We start from the raw sequence: 19618 nt of genomic DNA, 5'->3' as shown, positions 1-19618 counted from the left end.
ATTCTCGACGCCAGATATCACCATCCGTCACCCACCCCAGGCCGGATCCGCCAGCACGCTCCGCGTATGATCCCCGACCTGCGGCGAGGCGGTCTCGGCCGCCATCGGCACGCCGTCGATGACGATCGGCGAGCGCACGCTCGGGATCGTGCCGCCCTTCGCCCGCGGGTCGGCCAGGTCGAGGCGCATCCCGCGATGGACCACCTGGGGATCGGAAAAGACTTCGGCGAGGTCGTTGATCGGGCCGACCGGCACGTTGACGGCGCCGAGCCGTTCGAGAAGGCCGGCCTTGGTGTGGCGGCTCGTCTCGGCCACGATGAGCGGGATCAGCACGTCGCGCCGGGTGACCCGGCCCGGATTGGTGGAATAGTCCGGATCGAGGTGCCACGTGGTGCCGAGAACACCACAGAACTTCTGGAACTGGCCGTCATTGCCGCAGGCGACGATGATGTGGCCGTCGGCGGTCGGGAAGACCTGGTAGGGCACGATGCTGGTATGCTCGTTGCCCATCCGCGGCGGCAGCAGGCCCGACACGAGGTAGACCAGGGCCTGGTTGCCGAGGACCGAGACCTGGGTGTCGAGGAGCGCCATGTCGATGTGGCAGCCCTTGCCCGTCGCGTGCCGGCCCTGGAGGGCGGCGAGGATCGCCACCGTGCCGTAGACCCCGGTGAACACGTCCGCGAAGGCGACGGCGGTCTTGACCGGCTCGCCCTCGGGCTCGCCGGTGAGCGACATGATCCCGCCGAGGCCCTGGATCATGAAGTCGTAGCCGGCGCGCGGCGCGTAGGGACCGTCCTGGCCGAAGCCGGTGACCGAGCAGGTGATGAGCCGCGGATTGAGGGCGCTCAAGGCTTCGTGGTCGAGCCCGTACTTCCTCAAGCCGCCGACCTTGAAGTTCTCGATCACCACGTCGGCGTGGGCCGCGAGCTTGCGCACCACCGCCTGGCCCTCGGCGGTCTCGAAATCGGCCGCGACCGATCGCTTGCCGCGGTTCGTCGAGTGGAAATACGAGGCCGAGAGCGCGCCGCCGTCCGCGCCCTCGACGAAGGGCGGGCCCCAGGAGCGGGTGTCGTCGCCGACGCCCGGCCGCTCGACCTTGACCACGTCGGCGCCGAGATCCGCCAGGAGCTGGCCGATCCAGGGGCCGGCCAGGATGCGGGCGAGTTCGAGCACCTTGATGCCGGCGAGGGGTTTGTGCACGAAGACCGAGCCTCCCTAGAGCATTGTCCGACGAAGTGGATGCCGGTTCGTCGCAGAAAATGCGCCAAAATCAAAGACCTGGAGCATCGTCCGATGGCCGCGAGATCGGACGGTGCTCCAGTCACGCGCCTCCCGTCGACGGGATGGCGCTCATCGTCCCGCCCGCATACGGGCGGCTCGGGCGGCGGAAAAGCCCGCCCGGTTCCGGTCAGCCCTGCGCCAGCCGCCGCCCGGAGGCGGGGTCGAACAGGTGCAGCGCCCCCGGATCGACGGCGAGCCGCACCGTGTCGCCCTCCTGAGGCGCGGAGCCCGCCGGGACCTGCACCGCCACGTCGGTACCGGCGAGCGGCCCGTGCAGCAGCCGGGTGGCGCCGAGTTCTTCCACGAAGGCGATGCGGAACGGCAGGCCGTCCTCGGCGATCCGCAGGTCTTCCGGTCTGATGCCGGCCTCGATCGCCGTGCCGGGCGTGATCCCGGCGACCGGGATCACCGTCCCGTCGATCCGCACGCCTCCCGCCAGGCTTTCCGCGGGCAGGATGTTCATCGGCGGCGAGCCCATGAAGGTCGCGACGTAGCGGGTGGCCGGGCGGCGATAGATCTCGATCGGCGTGCCGACCTGCTCGATCTCTCCGCCGTTCATCACCACCAGCCGGTCGGCCATGGTCATCGCCTCGACCTGGTCGTGGGTGACGTAGACCGTGGTGACGCCGAGCTGGCGCTGCAGGCGGCGGATCTCGACCCGCATCTGCACCCGCAGCTTGGCGTCGAGGTTCGACAGCGGCTCGTCGAACAGGAAGACCTGGGGCTTGCGCACGATCGCCCGCCCCATGGCGACGCGCTGGCGCTGGCCGCCGGAGAGCTGGCGCGGATAGCGCGTCAGCATACCCTCGAGGCCGAGGAGCCGCGCCGCCTCCTTCACCCGGGTCTCGATCTCGGGCTTCGGCGTGCCGCGGTTGCGCAACCCGTAGGCGAGGTTGTCGTAGACGCGCATGTGCGGGTAGAGCGCGTAGTTCTGGAACACCATCGCAATGTCGCGGTCGGCGGGCTCGACGTCGTTGACGGTCCGCCCGCCGATGGTGATCGCCCCCGAGGTCACGGTCTCGAGGCCGGCGATCATCCGGAGAACCGTGGACTTGCCGCAGCCCGAGGGGCCGACGAGGACGCAGAAGGCGCCGTCGGGCACGTCGAGCGAGACGCCGCGCACCGCGTCGACGCCGCCGGAATAGGTCTTGCGCAAGGAGTCGAGGGCGAGGCCGGCCATCAGACGCGTCCGATCGTACGGAAAGAGGTCACTTCTCGGTCTCCACCAGGCCGCGCACGAACAGCTTCTGCATCGCGAACACCACCACGACCGGCGGCAGCATCGCCAGCACGGCGGTCGCCATGACGATCTGCCACTCGGTGAGCTGGTCGGTGATCGAGGTCATCTTGCGCAGGCCGATCACCACCGTCTGCATGTCGTCGCGGGTGGTGACGAGGAGAGGCCAGAGATACTGGTTCCAGCCGTAGAGGAACTGGATCACGAACAGGGCCGCCATCGTCGTGCGCGAGAGCGGCAGCAGGGTGTCGAGGAAGAACCGCACCGGCCCGGCCCCGTCGATGCGGGAGGCCTCGACGAGCTCGTTCGGCACCGTGAGGAAGAACTGGCGAAACAGCAGGGTCGCGGTCGCCGAGGCGATCAGCGGCAGGGCGAGGCCGGCATAGGTATCGAGCAGCTGGAGGTCGGCCGCGACCTTGTAGGTCGGGTAGATGCGGACCTCGACCGGCAGCATCAGGGTGACGAAGATCGCCCAGAACGCGGTCTGCCGGAACGGGAACTTGAAGTAGATCAGCGCGTAGGCCGAGAGCAGCGAGATCGAGATCTTGCCCAGCGCGATGGCGAGCGCCATGATCGTGCTGTTGAGGAGCATCAGCCCGACGGGGGCGCCGGCCATGCCGGATTCGGTCAGCGCCCGCCGGTAGGTCTCGAGCCCGTGGGTGCCCGGCCAGAGCGGCATCTGCCCGTTGGCGATGGTGGCGGCGTCGTGGGTCGAGCCGATCAGCGCGAGGTAGACCGGGAAGACGACGATGCCGACCCCGAGGCAGAGCACGAGGTGCGGGATCAGGTTGCCGAAGCGGCGGTTCTCGACCAACGGGGCCGCTCCCTGGCGGATGGTTTCTTGCGTTCGGTGCCGCACCGGCGTGACGGGCGTGCGACGCTCCTAGCACCGGTCAAGTTCTGACGGAAGCGCCGCCCGCCCGGTCGACGCCTTACAGGCCGGCCTCTCCGGCGAGCGCCTTGAGATCCGCCTGCGGCCGGGCGCCGAGATGCGAGATCACCTCGGCCGCCGCGACGGCACCGAGGCGGGCGCAATCGGCGTGGTCGAGGCCGCGGGCGAGGCCGGCGAGGAAGCCCGCCGCGAACAGGTCGCCGGCGCCAGTGGTGTCGACCACCTCCCGCACGGGTGAGGCCGGCACCGGCTTGATGTCGTCGCCCGACACCACCAGGGCGCCCTCCTCCGAGCGGGTGACGACGCCGAGCAGGCCCCTCTCCTGGCGGAGCGCCGCGAGCGCCGTGTCGGCGTCGGCGGTCTGGTACAGGCTCTTCAGCTCGTGGATGTTGGCGAACAGGATGTCGAGGCTGCCGTCGCGGATGAGGCCGAGGAACTCGTCGCGGTAGCGGTCGACGCAGAACGCGTCCGACAGGGTGAGCGCGACCTTGTTGCCGGCGCCGTGGGCGATCTTCGCCGCCTTGCGGAACGCCTCCTTGGCGGCCGGCGGATCCCACAGGTAGCCCTCGAGGTAGACGTGGCGGGCGCCCTTCACGGTGTCCTCGTCCACGTCCGCGGCGGTGAGACCCTGGCAGGCGCCCAGATAGGTGTTCATGGTGCGCTCGCCGTCCGGCGTCACCAGCACGAAGCAGCGGGCGGTGGCCGGGCCTTCCGCCGCCGGGGCGACGCCGAAGCGGACGCCGGTGGCGTTGAGGTCGTGCGCGAACAGGCGGCCGAGCTCGTCGTCGCGCACCTTGCCGATGAAGCCGGCGCGCGCGCCGAGGAGTGCCGCCCCGACCGCCGTGTTGGCGCCCGAGCCGCCCGAGATGACCGTGGCCGGTCCCATCACCTGAAACAGGTGCTCGGCCCGCGCCTCGTCGATGAGCTGCATCGCGCCCTTGTGCACGCCCTCGCGGACCAGGAAAGCCTCGTCGGTGCGGGCCATCACGTCGACGATGGCGTTGCCGAGGACGAGGAGGTCGAGGGAAGCGGTCATGCAGGGGCTCGCGCGCAAGGGGTCGGGCCGCCTGTCGCATCCGCGGTCGGAGGGGTCAAGCGCGGGGCTCACGGCTCCTCGAACAGGGGCGGGATGGCGAGCTCGGGCCCCGGCGGGTCGAGGGCGAGGGTGCCGTCCTGCAGGAACGTGGTCTCGATTCCCTCTCCCGCCCGGCAACGATGGTTCACGGTGCGCCGGTCGGGTTCGACCATCAGGGAGTGCTGGATGCCCGGCACCCGGAAGTAGCCGGTGAGCTACTCGCCCGCGTCGGTCCGGCGGGGGCTCGGCGACGAGGCCGCGACGACGATGACCGGGGCCTTCATCTCGACCGCGTCGGGGTCGATGCGGGGACCGCCATAGACCCGAGCGTCCGGTTCGTGGGCGGTGCGTGCATCGATGCGGACGGTCATCCCGTCCGGCATCGCCCGGCAGGGGATTCCGGTCGCGCGCAAGCCGCTGCGCAGGGCGTCGAAGACGGCGACCCGCGTGTTGGCGTGTCGGGCCCGCTCGGCCGCCATCGCGAACCCTTCGCCCTGCACCAGTTCGTATCGCCCGGATCCGTCGCGCTCCAGGCGAGGCACTCGTCCACGTCCATGCGCGTCCACGAAGGCGGCCGCCTCGCGTCGGTCCTGTCGACGGCTCCTGCCCCGGCATCGTAGCAGGCCGCTCGCCGAAGAGGTCTCCCGCTGCGAGCGCGATCCTCGGCGGACCGCGATGCGTCGACCGCCGTTTTAGGATCCGGGTCCGGGCTCCGGCACGGATCGACCAGTGCCGGGCTGCGACAGTCGCGTGCTGCAGCAATTTTCATTTCCACAACGATAGGGTTGTCACGGCAACTGAGATGCTCCAATCATCGGGTGCTCCAAGCGAATCGGTCGCCGCACGACGACCAGCAAGTACTCACGAAAACGCATCGACATCGCTCTCGGGAAGAGGGGGTGTCCGGATGAATCCTGTCATCTAAGCAAGCGAGGCGATCCATGGCTGACGTGTCCGGTCTGTGGACTTACCGCAGCTACAGGAATGATCCCACGATGATCTCCGGTGATCCGGACAAGGCGGTACAGAACATCTTCGGAGAAGGGATGTTCGATCTTCGCCTCGACGGCGAGAGCGTGGCCGGAACGCTGGACATGGGCGGCGGCTACGTCCTCGACCTCTCGGGAGGGGTCGTGGCGGGGGGCGACGTCGCCCTCGTCGGCCTGGGCCGCGACGCGACGCCGACGGCGGGCTGGCAGTACGATTACCGCTTCGCTCCCGCCCATCGCTGGCCGAACGGCGTCAACCAGGTCCCGGCGCTGGTCGGCACGGTGATCCGGGCAAAGCCGCATGACGGCGCCCCGGCCGGCACCGTCGCCTCGTTCATCGCCGTGAGGCAGGCCTGAGCCCTCGCGCGCACCCCATCGACCCGATCAGGGAGGAGGCCCGACGGATGCCGCACGACCAGACCCGAAGCCCGACGGGCCGGCGGCGAGCCGTGCCCCTCGCCCTCCTGGCGGCGCTCGCGACAGGCTTCCTCGCGAGCCGGCCCGCGGCGGCGCAGGTGAAGAGCCCGCTCTTCGCCAACCCGCCGATCCTCGGCGAACGGGGCGCGGGCACGCCGCGGCTCCAGAGCCTCGCGCCGGGCGCGCCGGTGACGGCACCGGCACCGCGCCGGGAGCTCGATCTCCACATCAGGAAGATCGCCGGCACCCTGTTCAACCCGGCGACGGGCCGGAACGACAAGGTCGACCTGCGCAGCTACACCGGCGACGGCGTCGACCCGTCGGCGCCCTACGTGGCGCCGGTCATCGAGGTCGCCCCGGGCCAGCGCGTCACCGTCGCCCTGCACAACGACCTCGATCCCGAGCCGGATTGCGCGGCCGGCCACGCCGTGCCGAACACGCCGCACTGCGCGAACAGCACCAACCTCCACTCGCACGGCCTCTGGGTGAGCCCTGCCGGCAACGGCGACAACGTGCTGGTGTCGGTCGACCCGAAGCAGAGCTTCACCTACTACTACGACCTGCCCGACGACCACCCGTCCGGCACCTTCTGGTACCACACCCACCGGCACGGCTCGACGGCGCTGCAGGTGTCGAGCGGCATGGCCGGCGCCCTGATCGTGCGCGGGAACCGCCTGCCGCAGGCGAACGCCAACGGCGACGTCGACACGCTGCTGACCAACGGCGACGGCAGCCGCATGGAGGAGCGACTGCTCGTCCTGCAGCAAATCCAGTACGCCTGCCGGGACGCCAAAGGGGTGATCAAGTCGGGACCCGACGGCTGGGTCTGCGATCCGGGCGATGTCGGCGGCATCGAGCTCGGCCCCAATCCCGCGAACCGCTACGACCAGTTCGGGCCGGGATCCTGGCAGGCCTCGGGACGCTTCACCACGATCAACGGCCTCATGCGTCCGCATTTCGAGGCCCGGGCCGGGCGCGTCGAGCGCTGGCGCCTGATCCACGGCGGCGTGCGCGACACGATCGTGCTGGCCTTCCGGCCGCGCAAGCCGGGCGCCCCCGATCCCGCCGGCCTCGGCAGGGCGCAGACCGCGCAGTACCTCACCCAGTACTGCGACGGCGCCCCGATCGCCTACCATCTGGTCGCCGCCGACGGCCTGACCATGAAGGCGGCGTTCAAGACCACCGCCACGACGCTTCAGCCCGGCTACCGCAACGACGCCCTCGTGATCTTCCCCGAAGCCGGCGATTACTGCGTCACGAACGAGGCGGTGGTGAGCGCCGGCAGCGTCACGCAGGCCGCGCGCGACCGCCAGCTGCTCGCCACGGTGGCGGTCGCCCCCGGCACTCCGGCACCGGATGCCGGCGCGGCCCTGACCGACGCGCTCGTCGCCGCGGCGGGGCGCACCATGCCGCCGGCCGTCAGGCCGGGCGTCGTCGCCGACCTGAAGGACGGCCTCAAGCTCACCCGCTTCGTGCCCCATCCCGACATCGCCGCGGGCGAGGTCACCGGCCGCCAGGAGCTGACCTTCTTCATCGACCTCAGCAAGGGGGTGAGCTTCGAGGTCGGCAACACGTCGTTCGATCCGAAGAAGTTCGACCCGGCGACCTTCAAGCCCCGGCCCTACGATCCGGCCGTCGTCGACCGGCTGCTGCCCCTCGGCGGGGTCGAGGAGTGGACGCTGCAATCGGCCTTCGTCAGCCACCCGTTCCACATCCACGTCAACCCGTTCCAGATCGTCGAGATCCGCGATCCCAACGGGGTCGACGTCAGCGCCCCGGGCGCGGTCGACGATGCCGGCGGCCCCGATTCCCAGTATCCCGGCCTGAAGGGCGTGTGGAAGGACACGCTCTGGGTCAAGAACCTGATCAACAACCCAGCGGACTTCCCCGGCAAGCTCGGCTCGTCGACCTACACGATCAAGGTCCGCACCCGCTACCAGCGCTACATCGGCGAGTACGTCCTGCACTGCCACATCCTCGACCACGAGGACCAGGGCATGATGCAGAACGTCTGCGTCGACCTGCCGAACGGCAGCGGCACCAATTGCGGCCGCCTGCTGCGCCCCGGCCAGGTGGCGACGCCGCGGCCGCACCATTGACGATCCCGCCCGCGGCGCGCCCCGAACCGCGTGCCGCGGGTCACTGCAGCGACTGCATCTCGCAATTCGCGTAGGCCACGCTGCCGTCGGCGTAGGCCTTGAGCTTGCGGGCGTAGGCTTCGGCGCCGGTGCGGTAGGGGCCGAGCTGCGCGTTGTAGGCCTTGATCCCGTCATTGTAGGTGTAGGCCTCCCAGCCCGGGCAGCCGCCCTTGGCGTCGAGGCAGGCGGGCTTCTGCGGCAGGGCGGGCTTGACCGGCTTCTCGCTCGCCGGCGGCGGCACGGGCGCGGTACAGGCGGCGTGGGCCGCGACGGGCGTCAGGAGCAGGAGGGCGGCGAGGGCGGTGCGGGGCATGGCGGTGCGGGGCATGGCGGGTCTCCTCGAGGGGGGCGGGCCTTCGCGCCCGCGAAGGCCTCTCACGCCATCGTGTGGTCGGCGGCCCGGGTCAAACCTCCGCTCGCGGCTTATCTGTGGCGCATTCCGCACCGCATTCAGGTCCCGCATGACCGTCCACCCCCGGATCGCCGATCCTCGTCCCGCTCCGCCGCGCCCCGCCTCGTCCGGCATCTCTTCGTCCAGCATCGCCTGGCCGTGGCTCGACCGGGCCGGCCGCCTGTCGCGGTTCAAGCTCGCGGTCTTCCTCCTGGCGCTGGCGCCCGGCCTGTGGTTCACCGGGGCCTACGCCCTCGACCAGCTCGGCGCGAAGCCCCTCACCGCCTACCTGCACGCCATGGGCGACTGGTCGGTGCGGTTCCTGATCGTCTCGCTCGCGGTCACGCCGATGCGGCGGATCGCCAACGCGCCCAAGCTCATCCTGGTGCGGCGGATGCTCGGGCTCACCGCGCTCGCCTACGCGCTGGTCCATTTCACGCTCTACGTCGCCGACCAGAAGTTCGACCTCGCCCGCGTGGCGAGCGAGATCGTGTTCCGCATCTACCTCACCATCGGCTTTGCCGGCCTGCTCGGGCTCGTGGTGCTCGGGCTCACCTCGACCGACGGGATGATCCGCCGCCTCGGCAAGGCCTGGCCGCGGCTGCACCGGCTGGTCTACCCCCTGACCGCGCTGGCGCTGCTGCACTTCTTCCTGCAATCGAAGATCGACGTCTCGAAGCCGGTCTACTGGAGCGGTCTGTTCCTGGCCCTGATGGGCTGGCGGCTGATGCACCGGTTCAAGGTGCCGACCGCGCCGCTGCCGCTCCTAGGGTTGAGCCTGGCCGCCGGCCTCGCCACCGCGGCCCTGGAGGCGGCGTGGTACGCGATCGCCACCGGGGTGCCGGCCGAGGCCGTGCTCGCGGCCAACCTCGACGTCTCCTACGACGTGCGGCCCGCCTGGTGGGTGCTCGGCACGGTGATCCTGATCGTCCCGCTCAACCTGTGGCAGAACCGGAACGCGCCCGCTGGCAAGGGACCGGTGGCGAAGGGACCGGTGGCGCGGCCTGCGCGGGCAGTGAAGGCCTGATCGATCGCACCGTCGGAACTGAAACCCTCCGCGTCATCCCGTGGCCGCGCAGCGGAACCCAGGACGACGACGCGGGTGTCGAACCCGTCGAAGATTACGGCTGCAACGTCGCTTGCGGCCGGCCGTGCCGGGTGCGGGCGGCGTCGCCGTCCATCCGGTGGACCCGCACCGGGATCGACTTCGCCGCCGGCGTCATGCTGCCGACGGCGTAGTGCCAGAGCGGCAGCAGCACGTTCGCCTCCGGGTAGTAGGCGCCGACGCAGCCGACCGGGATGTCGTAACCGACGATTGTGAGCCCCGGCAATTCGCGGCGGACGCCGTCATTCGCCACCGTCTCGACCCGCACCATCGCGCCGTCGGCGAGGCCGAGCCGGTCGATGTCGAGGCGGTTCATCAGGATCACGTCGCGGGTGCCCTTGATGCCGCGGAAGCGGTCGTCGTAGCCGAACACCGTGGTGTTGAACTGGTCGTTGCTGCGCAAAGTCATCATCCGGAGCACGTCGTGCCCGCCCTCCGGCATGTCCGGATCCTCGTCGAGGCTCCCCGGCACGAGGAAGTTCGCCTTCCCGGTCTTCGTGTGCCATTCGCGCTTGCAGGCCGGCAGCGGCCGCTGGAAGCCGCCGGGCTCCCACATCCGCCGGTCGTAATCGTGGAAGGTGTCGGGGTAGGTCTCGCCGATCGCGTCGCGGATCAGCCGGTAATCGTCGCACCACTCGTCCCACGGGACCCGCGGGTTCGGTTCGAGCACCCGCTTGCCCAGTTCCGCGACGAGCCGGACCTCGCTGATGAGGTGGGGCGAGGCCGGTCGGCGCATCCCGCGCGAGCCGTGCACGCACCCGGTCGTGTCCTCCATCGACAGGGACTGGATCCCGGTCCGCTGGCGGTCGGTCTCGATCCGGCCGAGCACCGGCAGGATGTAGGAGATCTCGCCGGGGATCAGGGCGGTGCGGTTGAGCTTGGTGATGGCGTTGACGGTAAGCCGCAGGCCGCGCCAGGCCGGCTCGACGAGGCTGCGGTCCGGCACCGCGCGCACGAAGTTGCCGCCGAGCTCGACGAAGCAATCGACCTCGCCCCTGAGGATCGCCTCGCAGGCCTCGACGCTCGTGTAGCCGGCCTCGCGCGGCGGCGCGAAGCCGTATTGCGCGCCCAGCCGGTCGAGGGGGACGAGCTCCGGCTTCTCGGTCACGCCCATGGTGCGCTGGCCCTGGACGTTGGAGTGTCCCCGCACCGGGCAGATGCCGGCGCCGCTGCGGCCCATATTGCCGCGCATCAGGAGGAGGTTCGCCAGCATCTGCACCGTCGCGACGCCGGCGCGGTGCTGGGTCAGCCCCATCCCGTAGACGCCGATCGTGGCGCGGGCCCGGGCATAGACCGCCGCCGTCGCCTCCATCGCCGTGCGCGGCAGGCCGGCCCGGCGCACGAGGTCGTCCCAGTCCTGGGCGCGCAGGAAGGCCGCGAACGCCGCGAAGCCGTGGGTGTGCTCGGCGATGAAGGCGTGATCGAGCGCCGCTTCCCCGGCCTCCTCGCGCTCCAGCAGCGCCTTGCAGATGCCGGTCAGCGCCGCGAGGTCGCCGCCGGTCTTCACCTGGTGGTACTGCGAGCTGATCCGGGTCTCCCGGGTCGTCAGCATCTCGGTCGGCGATTGGGGATTGGTGAAGCGCTCGAGCCCCCGCTCCTTCAGGGGATTGTAGGTGATGATCGGCACGCCCCGCTCGCTCGCCTCCTGCAGCGGATGGAGCATCCGCGGGCTGTTGCTGCCCGGGTTCTGGCCGAAGAACAGGATGCAGTCGGTGTGGCCCCAATCGGCGAGCGACACGCTGCCGACCGCCTGCCCGATGCTCTCGGGGAGCGCCACCGAGGTGGTCTCGTGGCAGAGGTTCGAGGAATCCGGCAGGTTGTTGTTGCCGTAGAGCCGGGCGAACAGCCCGTAGAGGTAGCTCGCCTCGTTCGAGCAGCGGCCCGACGAGTAGAACACCGCGCGCTTCGGGTCGCGCGCGCGGCTCGCCCGCAGCTCGCGGGCGATCTCGTCGAGGGCCGTGCCCCAGGAGACCGGGCGGTACTTGTCGGTGTCGGGGTCGTAGCGCAGCGGGTGGGTGAGGCGGCCGGGCCGTTCGAGGTGGTAATCGTCCCAGTCGAGCAGCTCGGTCACGGTGTGCGCTGCGAAGAATTCGGGGCCGCAGCGGTGGTTGGTGATCTCCCAGGCCACCGTCTTGGCGCCGTTCTCGCAGAACTCGAACGGCAGCGGCTGGGCCGGCTTCACCCAGGCGCAGCCGACGCACTGGAAGCCGTCGACCTTGTTGTGGCGGGTGAGCAGCAGCGCGCCGCTGGCCAGCACGTTCTCCCGCGCCAGGATGGTGCCGACCGACCGGGCCGAACCCCAGCCCCCCGCCGGGCCCGCATAGGGTCTGAACGTGACGCGTCTTGCCATGCAATCGGCTCCGCTGGTTCAGGTTGACGGATGATGGGGGAGGGACGAACTCGTCGTGCTAGGGGTTGTGGGTCACCACATCCGGAGCACGACGTATGCTGATCGACCGCGATTACATGCTGGAGAAGCCTCCCGGACCTTCGGCATCGAAGCTGTTCCTGGATCAGACGGTGGTACCGGCGCTCGCCAACGCGGCGGGCGCGGTCGAGGCGGGGATCGAGCGGGTGGTCGTCGTCTCTCGCCGCAACCCCCTCCTGGCCTTCGGGATCGTCGCCGGGATCGGCCTCGCCCTGACGATGACGCGGCCGCGCCGGGCGTTCTGACAGGACGGAATCGTCCCCATCGGCGCAACCACATAGGTCAAGGCCGCGGCAGTCCAGATCTTCTGCGACGAGCGTTCGGTCGAGCGTCGCTTAAATCCGCTCTCTCTTAACATGCGTCAGTGCAGCGCGGTCTTTTTCGACGGCACAACAGGGGTGTAGGCTCCGATCGACCGTCGTTCGATCGACCGGATGCGCCGGAGGGCCGTATGCGACGCAATCCGCCTCACGGAGATGTCGGCAAGTTCCTGCCCACGTCTCGTGCCGCATCTCGCCCAGCGTCGCCCCGATGAGAGCGGCTGCGGGCCGGCCGCCGCGCCGGAGGAGGCAAGTCCTCGCCACGCTCTCCCGTCTCGGCACCGTCATCGCCGCCGGTCTCGCCCTGTCCGGCTGCCAGATGAGCCTGCTCAACGCCAAGGGCCCGATCGGCGCCGACGAGGCGAACATCCTGGTCGTGGCGTCGATCATCATGCTCGCCATCATCGTCCCGACGATGGTCGTCACGCTGGTCTTCGCCTGGTGGTTCCGCGCCTCGAACACGAAGGCGCGCTACCGGCCGGACTGGGCGTTCTCGGGCAAGATCGAGCTCGTCGTCTGGTCGGTGCCGTTCCTCACCATCGTGTTCCTCGGCGGCATCGCCTGGATCGGCGCGCACCGGCTCGATCCGGCGGTGCCCCTCGACTCCGACAAGAAGACCCTGGTGGTCCAGGTCGTCTCGCTCGACTGGAAGTGGCTGTTCCTCTACCCCGAGCAGCAGGTCGCCTCGGTCAATGAACTCGTCGTGCCGGCCGGCACGCCGGTGCAGTTCATCCTGACCTCGAGCAGCGTCTGGAACTCGTTCTTCGTGCCGCGGCTCGGCAGCATGATCTACACGATGCGGGGCATGACCTCGCAGCTCAACCTGATGGCCGACCGGGAGGACACGCTGCACGGCCTCTCGACGCATTTCAGCGGCGACGGCTTCTCCGACATGCACTTCCCGGTCCGCGCGGTGTCGGACGGCGCCTTCGCGGCCTGGGTGCAGGGCGCCAGGGGCGGTCCCGTCCTCGACACCGCGTCCTACACCGAGCTTGCGAAGCAGAGCATCGCCGACGCTCCCCGCACCTTCGGCAGCGTCGAGCCCGACCTGTTCCGGCGCATCGTCGACCAGACCATCCCGAAGGGCCCCGGCCCCGCGCAGGGCGCCGACAACGGAGCGCCTCCGAACGTCAAACCCAAAGGGGGCTCGTGAGCATGCTCGGCAAGCTGACCTGGTCGGCGATTCCCTTCGACCAGCCGATTCCGCTCGTCGCCGCGGCCCTGGTCGGCGTGGTCCTCCTCGGAATCATCGCCTGGGTGGCGGTCGCGGGCTGGCTGCCGTACCTGTGGCGCGAGTGGATCACGAGCGTCGACCACAAGCGCATCGGCGTGATGTACGTCCTCCTCGGGCTCGTCATGCTGATCCGCGGCTTCTCCGATGCGATCCTGATGCGCTCGCACCAGGCGCTCGCCTACAACGCGCTGGGCTACCTGCCGCCGGAGCACTACGACCAGATCTTTTCGGCGCATGGCACGATCATGATCTTCTTCGGCGCGATGCCGTTCATGATCGGGCTGATGAACTTCGTGGTGCCGCTGCAACTCGGCGTGCGCGACGTCGCCTTCCCGACCCTCAACTCGGTCAGCTTCTGGCTCACCGCGACCGGGGCGCTCCTCGTCAACGTCTCGCTGGTGGTGGGCGAGTTCGCCCGCACCGGCTGGTGGCCGGCCCCGCCGCTCTCGGAAACCACCTACTCGCCCGGGGTCGGCGTCGATTACTATCTCTGGGCGATCCAGATCTCCGGCATCGGCACGCTGATGTCCGGCGTCAACCTCGTGACCACCATCCTCAAGATGCGGGCGCCGGGCATGAGCTACCTGCGCATGCCGATGTTCTGCTGGACCGCGCTCGCCTCCAACCTCCTCATCATCGCGGCCTTCCCGATCCTGACCGCGACCCTCGCGATGCTGACCCTCGACCGCTACCTCGGCTTCCACTTCTTCACCGACGAGGCCGGCGGCAACTCGATGCTGTTCATGAACCTCTTCTGGGCGTGGGGGCATCCGGAGGTCTACATCCTGGCGCTGCCGGCCTACGGCATCTTCTCGGAAGTCATCTCGACCTTCTCGGGCAAGCCGCTCTTCGCCTACCGCTCGATGGTCTGGGCGACGCTGGCGATCTGCCTGCTCTCCTTCACCGTCTGGCTGCACCACTTCTTCACCATGGGGCCGGGCGGCGACGTCAACGGCGTCTTCGGCATCACCTCGATGATCATCGCGGTGCCGACGGGGGTGAAGATCTTCGACTGGATGTTCACGATGTACGGCGGCCGGGTGCGCTTCACCACGCCGATGCTGTGGTCGGTGGCCTTCCTCGTCACCTTCGTGGTCGGCGGCGCCACCGGCGTGCTGCTGGCGATCCCGCCGGCCGACTTCGTCCTGCACAACTCGCTGTTCCTGGTCGCCCACTTCCACAACGTCATCGTCAGCGCGGTCGTGTTCGCGGCGTTCGCCGGCTACGCCTACTGGTTCCCGAAAGCCTTCGGCTTCACCCTCGACGAGCGGTGGGGCAAGGCGGCGTTCTGGTTCTCCCTCGTCGGCTACGTCTGGGTGTTCACGCCGCTCTACGTCGTCGGCCTGATGGGCATGACGCGGCGGATGCAGCATTTCTCCGTCGCCGAGTGGTATCCGTGGATCGTCGCCGCGAGCCTCGGCGTCATCGTGATGGCGGTCGGCGTGGTCTGCCAGGTGGTGCAGCTCGTCGTCAGCATCCGGCGCCGCGAACAGCTTCGTGATCTCACCGGCGACCCGTGGGACGGTCGCTCCCTCGAATGGGCCACCGCCTCGCCGCCGCCCTCGTTCAACTTCGCGGTCATGCCCCACGTCGAGGGCGAGGAGGCCTACTGGGCGATCAAGCAGCGCGCCCGCGAGCAGGCGCGCCTGCGCGAGGAGCCGGATTACGAGCCGGTCGAGATGCCGCTGAACAGCCCGACCGGCTTCGTCTGCGCCTTCTTCGCCACGCTCGTGGGCTTCGCGATGATCTGGCACATCTGGTGGCTGGCGGCTTTGGGGCTCGCCGGCGCCTTCGCCACCTTCGTGGCCTTCGCCTGGCGCGACCGGGTCGAGTACGAGATCCCGGCGGACGCCGTCGCGCGCATCAACCGCGAGAACCGGGCGAGCCGCCTCGACGCCTTGCAGCAGGCCCGCCGCAAGGAGGCCGCATGAGCAGCTCGGCCGCGATCCCGGGCGGTCTCCCGGACGTCGTGCCGATGCGGCGCGACCCCAACCATCTCGGCCACCACGCCGCCGGGGAGGGGGAGAGCCGTGCCACCGGGCACGGCACCGGCGGTCCGTCGTCGAAGCGCATCGTCGTCGCCTACGGCTTCTGGATCTTCCTCCTCAGCGACATCGTGATGTTCGCCGCGTTCTTCGCGGCCTTCGCGGTCCTGCGCGGCGGCACCGCCGGAGGCCCGACCGGCGCGGAGCTGTTCGACATCGCCAACGTGGCGATCGAGACGGTCCTGCTGCTGCTCTCGAGCTTCGCCTGCGGCGTCGCCACGCTGGCGCTGAACGCCCGCCGGGCCCTCCTCTTCCAGGCCGCGATGGCGGTGACCTTCCTCCTCGGCGCCGGCTTCCTGGCGCTGGAGCTGCGCGAGTTCACCGACCTCGTCGCCCGGGACGCCGGACCGACCCGCAGCGCCTTCCTGTCGGCCTTCTTCACCGTCGTCGGCTGCCACGGCCTGCACGTCACCGCCGGCCTGCTCTGGCTGCTCACCATGATGGCGCAGGTCTTCGCCAAGGGGTTTCGCCCGGACATCCTGCGCCGGGTGATGTGCTTCTCGCTGTTCTGGCACGCCCTCGACATCGTCTGGGTCGCCGTCTTCACGGTCGTCTACCTGATGGGATCCGCCGCATGAGCCAGACTGACGACCGGGCGCATGCCGATGTCGCCCCCGGCGACGAATACGCCCACGAGGAATTCGGCTCGGGCCTGCGCAGCTACCTGATCGGGCTCGCCCTGGCACTGCTCCTCACTGCCGCCTCGTTCTGGGTCACGCACACGCAGGTGATGTGGGCGCCGGCGATCCCCGTCGCGCTCCTCACCTTCGCCATCGCGCAGATGGGCGTGCACCTCGTCTTCTTCCTCCACCTCACCAGCGGGCCGGACAACACCAACAACATCATGGCATTGGCGTTCGGCGTGCTGATCGTCTTCCTGCTGTTCGGCGGGTCGGTGTGGATCATGCACCACATGAATACCAACATGATGGCGCCGATCGAGGGCGGGGTGAGGATGCCGTTGCAGAAGGGGGTGCCGCTGCAGCCGGGGCCGGGGATGCCGATGCAGCATGGGGGTGGCGGGCATCATTGAGTGGCTGACGAGGCCGGTGACAACACTCCGCGTCGTCCTGGGTTCTCGCCTGCGGCGAGCCCAGGAATGACGCGGAGGGAGTCATTGCCTGACGCTCAACTCGCATATGAATGCGAGTTATTGTCCGTCCAACAAGTCGAGAGAGCGATTCAAGAGCTTGGTCAGCTCTCGCGCCAGCATCAGGCTATTGCTCAGAATGTCTGAAGAAATGGTGCCCGGGGACGGAGTCGAACCGCCGACACTGCGATTTTCAGTCGCATGCTCTACCAACTGAGCTACCCGGGCGCACCGGCCGCGCGAAGGCGACGGTCCAAGCACCAGAGATCGTCCTTGTCCAAGGACGGCACCACTCACGTCAGGGACGAGGAAGTGGTGCCCGGGGACGGAGTCGAACCGCCGACACTGCGATTTTCAGTCGCATGCTCTACCAACTGAGCTACCCGGGCCCGCCGGCTGCCTGGGGCAGCGGCGTTGAGCGGCGGTATAGAGACGCTCGGATCGCCTGTCCAGCCGTCTCGTGCGGGCGCGCGGGCGATTGTTTGCCGGCGCTCCCCTCACGCCCCGCCGGCGGCGCGGCGTCGGCGCGGGGCGCGGGCTGGGCCCGCCGCGCGGGGGCGGCGGGACTTCTTCGCCGGGGCCTCGCGGGTGGGGGGCGCCTTCCCCGTCGTGCCGTCGCCGCCCGCATGGGCGTCGAGGAAGGCGCGGCAGGCCGCGAAGTCGGTCTCGATCTCGGGCGGCAGCGCCTCCATCCGCTTCTCGCGGGCGAGCGAGGCGGCGAAGCGCAGCATCGCCGGGGTCGGCGGGCGGGTTCCGCCCTCGCCCGCCGGGGCGAGCTTCGGCCCCGCATGGGTGTTGAGGAACACCCGGCAGGCGCCGACCTCGCGCGTCGCCTCCGGGGGGAGGGGGATCCCCTTGCGGGCAGCCAGCGAACGCGCGAACGACACCATCGCGGCGGTCGGCGCGCGGCCGCTCCGGGATGGCGCATCGGCGTCCACCGCCAGCCGCTCGGCGCCCGAGACCGCGCCGATCAGCGCCTCGACCCGCTCGCGGGTGCGCTGCCGGAAGGCCTCGGCCCGGCGTAACGCTTCCGCCCTGGTCGTCGCCCGGCCGATCTCGGCCAGTTCCGATTCGAACACCGCCCGCCCGACCGGGTCGCCGTAGGCCGGAAACACCCGGCGCACCGCGGCGACGAAGGCGAGGCCGACCTCCGTCACGGTGATGGCCGGGTCCTTGCCCTTGAGCAGCGTGACGTAGTGGCTCTTGATCAGCTTCGGCAGCACCGCGTCGCGGGTGGCCGCGGTGCCGAGGCCCTTCGGCTCGGTGGGGTTGGCGGGGTTCTCCAGCGCCCGCTTCAGGGCCGGGTCCTCGATCTGGTCGATCAGCCGGCCCATCACCACCGGCAACTCGCCCCGGGTGATGCGCCGCGGCGGCTCGGTCCGGGCGGTCTCGATCGTCGGCTCGCCGCCTTGGCCTCCCTCGCCGTCGCGCACCGGCGGCAGCCGCCCGGTGGTCGGCTCGTCGTCGGCCTTGGCCTTGCCGGGCACGACCTCGTCCTCGTCGGCCTCGGTGCCGTAGAGGGCGCGCCAGCCCGGCACCTTCACCACGCTGCCGGTGATGGCGAAGCGCTTCGGGCCGAGCGGCGTCCTGACCTCCGCCGTGACCGTGGTGCGGGCGTCGATCCCGTCGGCCATGTGGGCGGCGAGGAAGTTCTTGGCGACGAGCAGCCACAGCCGCAACGCCTCGGGCGCGACGTCGCCCGGCCCCGGCACCTTGCGCAGGGGCACGATGGCGTGGTGCTCGCCCGGATCCTTGACGTAATGACCCTTCGGGCCGCGGCGGATCTGCGGCGTCGCGGGCGCGTGGGCGGCGATGTCCTTGTCGGCCTTGGCGATCGCCTCGATCACCGCGGCGGCGTCCTTGGCTTGCGACTCCGGCAGATGGATCGATTCGGTGCGGGGATAGCTGAGATATCCCTTGTCGTAGAGCGCCTGCGCGTGGCGCGCGGTCACCTGCGGGTCCCAGCCGAAGCGCTTGGCGCAGGCGCGCGCCAGGGTGTCCTTCGAGAACAGCTTCGGCGGCGCCCGGCGCACGTCCTTCTGCGCCACCGCGAGCGGGCCTGCCCAGCCCGCCGCCGCGTCGCGGATCGTCTCGGCCTGTTCGATCTCGAAGATCTTCTCCTTCGGCGCGTGCCAGAGCGTCAGGCTCGCGCCGCTCTCGGTCGTCACCGGCAGGGCGATCTTGTAGAAGTCGCGCGGCACGAAGTGGCGGATGCGCTCCTCGAGGTCGGCGAGGATCGCCAGCGTCGGCGTCTGCACGCCGCCGAAGCGCCAGGGCTCGCGGAAGGCCGGCGGACGCAGGCGCAACGACACCGCCCGGGTGCCGTTGAGGCCGAGATGCCAGTCCTCGTATTGCCGGCACAGGGCCTCGAGATAGGCCGCGTAGTCGCGCTCGCCGGAATCGTCCTCGCGCGCCAGCAGCCCGAAGGCGCGGCGGATCGAGATCTCGTCGAGCGCCCCGAGGCGGAGGCGATCGACCCGGCCGCGCCAGCCGAGATGCTCCAGGACCTCCCAGGCGATCATCGAGCCTTCCCGGCCCGGATCGGTGGCGATGATGACGCGCTCGACGCCGCTGAGCGCCTGGCGGATCGCCGCGAGCTTCGGCGCGTGCGATTGCCCCGAGCGGCCGTGGCCGGGGGCGACCGGCAGCCGTTCCATGGCGATCGGCAGCGCGTCGAAGCGCCAGGGCTTCCAGTCCGGCCGGATCTCCCCGGGCTCCGCCACCTCCAGGAGGTGCCCCTCGGCCGCGACGCAGACCGTGCTCGGCGAACGGAAGAACCGCTGCACCTGGCGCATCGCCGAGGGCTTCTCGAAGAAGAACAGCGTCTTGCCGGAAGTGGGTTTGCCGGAAGTGGGTTTGCCGGGGGAGGTGGCCTGCGCCATGGCAGCGGGACGCTCCTGGACGGGCGGGGTGGCCCGAACGAAGCGGGAACATAGCGGAGGAGGACGGGGCCGGTCAACGCGGGGCTGCGGGGAA

General features: G+C 70.1%; 17 protein-coding genes and 2 tRNA genes. 8 read left to right on the top strand and 11 right to left on the bottom strand.

The window, feature by feature from the left end; genetic code table 11:
• Nucleotides 1-27 precede the first annotated feature (27 nt).
• The 6 genes from DK419_RS01880 to DK419_RS29285 form a co-directional block, all read right to left on the bottom strand.
• Nucleotides 28-1200 carry a CaiB/BaiF CoA transferase family protein gene (locus DK419_RS01880; protein ID WP_109957596.1) on the bottom strand — a complete coding sequence of 391 codons (1173 nt, stop codon included), beginning with the start codon at nt 1198-1200 and terminating at the stop codon, nt 28-30.
• Between the two features lie 208 nt (nt 1201-1408).
• A complete protein-coding gene (locus DK419_RS01875; protein WP_109957595.1) occupies nt 1409-2461 on the bottom strand; it encodes an ABC transporter ATP-binding protein in 1053 nt (350 codons plus the stop codon).
• Nucleotides 2462-2489: 28 nt separating this feature from the next.
• Nucleotides 2490-3332 carry a sn-glycerol-3-phosphate ABC transporter permease UgpE gene (gene ugpE, locus DK419_RS01870; RefSeq protein WP_109957594.1) on the bottom strand — a complete coding sequence of 281 codons (843 nt, stop codon included), beginning with the start codon at nt 3330-3332 and terminating at the stop codon, nt 2490-2492.
• Between the two features lie 118 nt (nt 3333-3450).
• Nucleotides 3451-4446 (bottom strand): adenosine kinase, encoded by a 996-nt coding sequence (locus DK419_RS01865; protein ID WP_109957593.1) that lies wholly within the window; start codon nt 4444-4446, stop codon nt 3451-3453.
• A gap of 68 nt (nt 4447-4514) precedes the next feature.
• Nucleotides 4515-4658 (bottom strand): hypothetical protein, encoded by a 144-nt coding sequence (locus DK419_RS29290; protein ID WP_245442793.1) that lies wholly within the window; start codon nt 4656-4658, stop codon nt 4515-4517.
• 42 nt (nt 4659-4700) lie between these two features.
• Complete coding sequence (locus tag DK419_RS29285) at nt 4701-4985, bottom strand: Uma2 family endonuclease (protein WP_245442792.1); 285 nt, start codon at nt 4983-4985, stop codon at nt 4701-4703.
• Nucleotides 4986-5531: 546 nt separating this feature from the next.
• On the opposite strand from DK419_RS29285, the gene DK419_RS01855 reads away from it, so the two are divergent.
• On the top strand, nt 5532-5831 hold the full coding sequence (locus DK419_RS01855; protein ID WP_162561114.1) for a hypothetical protein: 300 nt from the start codon (nt 5532-5534) through the stop codon (nt 5829-5831).
• 47 nt (nt 5832-5878) lie between these two features.
• Nucleotides 5879-7990, top strand: a complete 2112-nt coding sequence (locus tag DK419_RS01850; protein WP_109957591.1) for a multicopper oxidase family protein — start codon at nt 5879-5881, stop codon at nt 7988-7990.
• Nucleotides 7991-8030: 40 nt separating this feature from the next.
• On the opposite strand, the gene DK419_RS01845 is transcribed toward DK419_RS01850, so the two are convergent.
• On the bottom strand, nt 8031-8342 hold the full coding sequence (locus tag DK419_RS01845; protein ID WP_109962064.1) for a hypothetical protein: 312 nt from the start codon (nt 8340-8342) through the stop codon (nt 8031-8033).
• Between the two features lie 148 nt (nt 8343-8490).
• On the opposite strand from DK419_RS01845, the gene DK419_RS01840 reads away from it, so the two are divergent.
• The gene (locus DK419_RS01840) at nt 8491-9447 is read left to right on the top strand and encodes a protein-methionine-sulfoxide reductase heme-binding subunit MsrQ (protein ID WP_109957590.1); all 957 of its coding nucleotides are present in this window, start codon (nt 8491-8493) and stop codon (nt 9445-9447) included.
• 94 nt (nt 9448-9541) lie between these two features.
• Here DK419_RS01840 and DK419_RS01835 read toward each other — a convergent pair whose 3' ends face one another.
• Entirely contained in the window at nt 9542-11875 is a 2334-nt protein-coding gene (locus DK419_RS01835) for an FdhF/YdeP family oxidoreductase (protein ID WP_109957589.1), read from the bottom strand.
• Nucleotides 11876-11970: 95 nt separating this feature from the next.
• Between DK419_RS01835 and DK419_RS01830 the strand changes: the two genes are divergently transcribed.
• The 5 genes from DK419_RS01830 to cyoD all read left to right on the top strand — a co-directional run bounded on the left by DK419_RS01830 (nt 11971) and on the right by cyoD (nt 16585).
• A complete protein-coding gene (locus tag DK419_RS01830) occupies nt 11971-12198 on the top strand; it encodes a hypothetical protein (protein ID WP_109957588.1) in 228 nt (75 codons plus the stop codon).
• 286 nt (nt 12199-12484) lie between these two features.
• Nucleotides 12485-13426, top strand: a complete 942-nt coding sequence (gene cyoA, locus DK419_RS01825) for a ubiquinol oxidase subunit II (protein ID WP_109957587.1) — start codon at nt 12485-12487, stop codon at nt 13424-13426.
• A 2-nt stretch (nt 13427-13428) separates the two neighbouring features.
• The gene (locus DK419_RS01820) at nt 13429-15438 is read left to right on the top strand and encodes a cbb3-type cytochrome c oxidase subunit I (RefSeq protein ID WP_109957586.1); all 2010 of its coding nucleotides are present in this window, start codon (nt 13429-13431) and stop codon (nt 15436-15438) included.
• A complete protein-coding gene (cyoC, locus tag DK419_RS01815; RefSeq protein WP_245442791.1) occupies nt 15435-16130 on the top strand; it encodes a cytochrome o ubiquinol oxidase subunit III in 696 nt (231 codons plus the stop codon). Before DK419_RS01820 ends, cyoC begins: the two co-directional genes overlap by 4 nt.
• Nucleotides 16127-16585 (top strand): cytochrome o ubiquinol oxidase subunit IV, encoded by a 459-nt coding sequence (cyoD, locus tag DK419_RS01810; protein ID WP_109957585.1) that lies wholly within the window; start codon nt 16127-16129, stop codon nt 16583-16585. The genes cyoC and cyoD overlap by 4 nt, the downstream gene beginning before the upstream one ends.
• Before the next feature lie 209 nt (nt 16586-16794).
• On the opposite strand, the gene DK419_RS01805 is transcribed toward cyoD, so the two are convergent.
• The 3 genes from DK419_RS01805 to DK419_RS01795 form a co-directional block, all read right to left on the bottom strand.
• A tRNA-Phe gene (locus tag DK419_RS01805) sits at nt 16795-16870 on the bottom strand.
• Nucleotides 16871-16955: 85 nt separating this feature from the next.
• Nucleotides 16956-17031, bottom strand: a tRNA-Phe gene (locus DK419_RS01800).
• A 108-nt stretch (nt 17032-17139) separates the two neighbouring features.
• A complete protein-coding gene (locus DK419_RS01795; protein ID WP_208642265.1) occupies nt 17140-19524 on the bottom strand; it encodes a type IA DNA topoisomerase in 2385 nt (794 codons plus the stop codon).
• Between the last annotated feature and the right edge of the window lie 94 nt (nt 19525-19618).

The sequence above is a fragment of the Methylobacterium terrae genome (genome assembly GCF_003173755.1).
GTDB lineage: Bacteria > Pseudomonadota > Alphaproteobacteria > Rhizobiales > Beijerinckiaceae > Methylobacterium > Methylobacterium terrae.
The sequence above is the reverse complement of the archived record's forward strand: the minus strand, read 5'-3'. Positions and strand labels throughout refer to the sequence as shown.